The sequence below is a fragment of the Corallococcus sicarius genome, assembly GCF_003611735.1.
GTDB lineage: Bacteria > Myxococcota > Myxococcia > Myxococcales > Myxococcaceae > Corallococcus > Corallococcus sicarius.
The window spans coordinates 1-2,981 of sequence record NZ_RAWG01000558.1 but is presented as its reverse complement, the minus strand read 5'-3'; the positions used below and the strand labels follow the sequence as shown (position 1 = coordinate 2,981).

At 72.8% G+C, this 2,981-nt stretch carries 3 protein-coding genes; 1 reads left to right on the top strand and 2 read right to left on the bottom strand.

Annotated features, from left to right (window positions below; all coding sequences use genetic code 11):
• Nucleotides 1–128 precede the first annotated feature (128 nt).
• A complete protein-coding gene (locus D7X12_RS40635; protein WP_120630474.1) occupies nucleotides 129–1,046 on the top strand; it encodes a M23 family metallopeptidase in 918 nt (305 codons plus the stop codon).
• A gap of 16 nt (nucleotides 1,047–1,062) precedes the next feature.
• Here D7X12_RS40635 and D7X12_RS40630 read toward each other — a convergent pair whose 3' ends face one another.
• The gene (locus D7X12_RS40630; RefSeq protein WP_120630473.1) at nucleotides 1,063–1,770 is read right to left on the bottom strand and encodes a diguanylate cyclase domain-containing protein; all 708 of its coding nucleotides are present in this window, start codon (nucleotides 1,768–1,770) and stop codon (nucleotides 1,063–1,065) included.
• A gap of 44 nt (nucleotides 1,771–1,814) precedes the next feature.
• Nucleotides 1,815–2,840 (bottom strand): 23S rRNA (cytidine(2498)-2'-O)-methyltransferase RlmM, encoded by a 1,026-nt coding sequence (gene rlmM / locus D7X12_RS40625; RefSeq protein ID WP_120630472.1) that lies wholly within the window; start codon nucleotides 2,838–2,840, stop codon nucleotides 1,815–1,817.
• Between the last annotated feature and the right edge of the window lie 141 nt (nucleotides 2,841–2,981).

Sequence of the window (2,981 nt, the reverse complement as noted above, 5' to 3'; positions counted from 1 at the left end):
ACGAGATAGGCTCCGGTCTCGTGGGCTCGGAGATCTGTATAAGAGACAGGGTGTTGCGAGCGCGGGGGGTGACTTAGCTTCACGCGCCGGAAGTCCCACGTAGAGCAGGGTTTCTCCAGGAGTGGTTCGTGGCCAAAAAGTCCTTCACGCTGATGGTCATCCCGGACCACGACGCTCCGGTGAAGCGGTACACCATCCAGCGCTCCTGGTTGGTGCAGGTGGGCATGGGCCTCATGCTGGTGGCGGGCCTGGCCGCGGGTGCGAGCATCCACTACCTGCAGGTCGCCGCGGACGCCTCGGAGAACCGCATCCTGCGTGAGGAGAACCTCACGCTGCGCTCCCAGCTCAAGTCGGTGCGCGAGCGCATCGAGCACATCGGGTCCACGCTGGACCGCGTGGAGCGCTTCGACCAGAAGCTGCGCGCGGTGACGCTCCTGTCGGATCCGCAGCGCAACCTGGCCATGGGCCCCACGGAGCCGGAGGCCGGCACGGCGGCGCCCGCGACGGACACCCAGTTCACGCAGCTGACCACCACGGACACGCCCAAGGTGCTGCTGGGCCGTCTGGACCGGCTGTCCGCGGAGGCCACCCGTCAGGAGCTGAGCCTCCAGGACCTGCAGGCCTACTTCCAGGACCAGAAGTCGCTCCTGGCCTCCACGCCGTCGGTGTGGCCGGCGCGCGGTTGGGTGACCAGCGACTTCGGCCAGCGCCTGGACCCGTACACCGCGGACCGCGTGACGCACGCGGGCCTGGACATCGCGGCGCCGCACGGCAAGGAAGTCACCGCGCCGTCGGACGGCACGGTGGTGTTCGCGGGGCTGGAGGGCGGGTACGGCAACGTGCTCGTCATCGACCACGGCTACGGCATCAAGACGCGCTACGGCCACCTGTCGAAGATCCTCGTGAAGGCGGGCGACCGGGTGAAGCGGGGCGTCATCGTCGCGGCGGTGGGCAACACCGGCCGCTCCACCGGCCCGCACCTGCACTACGAGGTGCGCGTGAACGGCGTGCCGCAGAACCCGCGCAAGTTCATCCTGGAAGAGTAGGGCGGAGAGTAGGGCTTCAGGTTCCTCCCGGCTCCGGGAGGAACGCGTCCAGGCGAAGGTGCCGGCGTTGCAGGCCGTGCGTCCGCCCGGTGCGCTCCATGATGTAGGCCCGCTCCACCTCCGCCCAGAGGAGCGGCCCCAGCACCTGCCAGTGGGAAGGCTGGTGCACCGTCAGCTCCAGCAGCGCCACGGTGAAGCCCGGCACGTCGGTGGCCGCGGCTCCCGCGGGCAGGGTGGGGCGCAGGTCCTCCGTCAGCCGCGCGCGCGTCGCCTCCGCGCTGTCCTCGCGCACGGTGAGCTGGGACGTGGGCACCAGCAGCACCGCGAAGCCGTCCGGCTGGAAGCGCACGATGCGCGCGCCGGGATACTGCGCGGCGAGCGACGCGACGGTGGCCTTGAGGAGCGCGTCGCCTGCGGGGAAGCCGAAGCGGGCGTTGAAGTGGATCATCTCCTTCACGTCCACCATCACCGCGCCCACGCGCCAGCCGTCGTGGTGCGCGTGCGTGGACAGGTCGAACTCCTCCTTGAGGAGGGTCCCCTGCGTCAGCGCCTGCACGTGCAGCGCCCCCGTCACGGCATCCGGCTGGCCCCGGCGGCGCTGCTCGGCGGCGATGAGCTCCAGGGCCGCCGCCTGCGGCGCTTCCTGGGCGTGCCCGGGCCGTGCGGCCCGGGGGTGGAGTGCCACGAGGGCGGTGGCGGTGGCGTCATCGATGGAATAGGGCATCGTGCCCGGTGTGTAGCGCGGACGGCCGCCGGGCGCAGGCCCCTTCAGCGCATGCGGTGCGCCGTCACCGTCACCTCGTCCCGGTCATGGTAGAGCTGGCGGACGGTGAGGCCCTCCCAGCCCCCGTCGTCCACGAGGATTTGCCGCACGCGCAGGAGCAGCGGGTTCTTGTCCTTCATGGGCAGCTTGATGTTGGCCACCAGGTTGCGCGCCCAGCGGCGCCGGCCCCACTTGGCCAGCAGCTGCGCCACCTCCTGCGGCCGCCACGCCATGTCGCAGAAGAGCCAGTCCGCGGGCTCCTCCGGCGCGTAGGCGAAGGCGCTCTGCTGCACGTGCTGGACGCGGGGGTTCTTCGTGAGCTCCGGCATCAGCCGCGCCGGGTCCACCGCCACCACCCGGGCCCCGCGCGCCACCAGCCGCTGCGTCCAGCCGCCCGGCGCCGCGCCCAGGTCCACGCAGAGGTCGCCGCGTCCCGGCTCGTGGGCAAGGCCGTCCAGGGCCTCCTCCAGCTTCATCGCCGCGCGGGAGGGGGACTCGCCCGCGCGCTTCATCCGCCGCCGGCCGCCCGGCGCGAGCGACAGGGCCTCCCGGGCACTCACCGCGCCCGCCACCAGCACGCCATCCGGCGCCACGCACAGGCCCACGAGCAGGGCCCCCGCGTCGCGCGCCCGGTGGTCTTCCTCCAGCAGCCGGTGGGACGGCAGGGCGGCACGCACCGCGGCCTCCAGGGCCTCGGCGCGTCCGGCCTGCGTGTTGCCGCGCTCGCTGTCCGGCGTGAAGGCGCGCAGCACCCACGGCACGTGGGTGGGCAGCCCGGACAGGGCGTCCAGGATGTCCTCCACGGGCACCTGGGCTCCGCCGGCGGGCGCCCAGGTGGCGATGACCTTCTCCGCGGCCCGGGCGAAGGCGGGCGTCACGTCCGGGCGCCGCTCGGACTCCAGCAGGGCGGGCCCCAGGAGCCGGGGGGTGGCGTCCGCCCAGAGCAGCTCCTCGAAGAGGTGCGACTCGAAGCCCTCCCGGCACGTCCACAGCCAGCGCCCCGGCTGGGCGGCCAGCGTCTGTGCGGGCATGGACGGCACGCGCGCCCGAGGTGCCCGGCAAGCTCATCCGTGCCGCCCAGGAACGTGAGGTCGAAGCGCGTCGCCTCCTTGCCGAAGGTCGCCTTGCCGGGCTCGCCCTTGAGGCCCGTGAGCGACTCCGCCAGCACCTTG

Coding starts and splice junctions, on each gene's coding strand:
- rlmM (WP_120630472.1), bottom strand. CDS start 2,840: ATGCCCGCACAGACGCTGGCCGCCCAGCCGGGGCGCTGGCTGTGGACG.
- D7X12_RS40630 (WP_120630473.1), bottom strand. CDS start 1,770: ATGCCCTATTCCATCGATGACGCCACCGCCACCGCCCTCGTGGCACTC.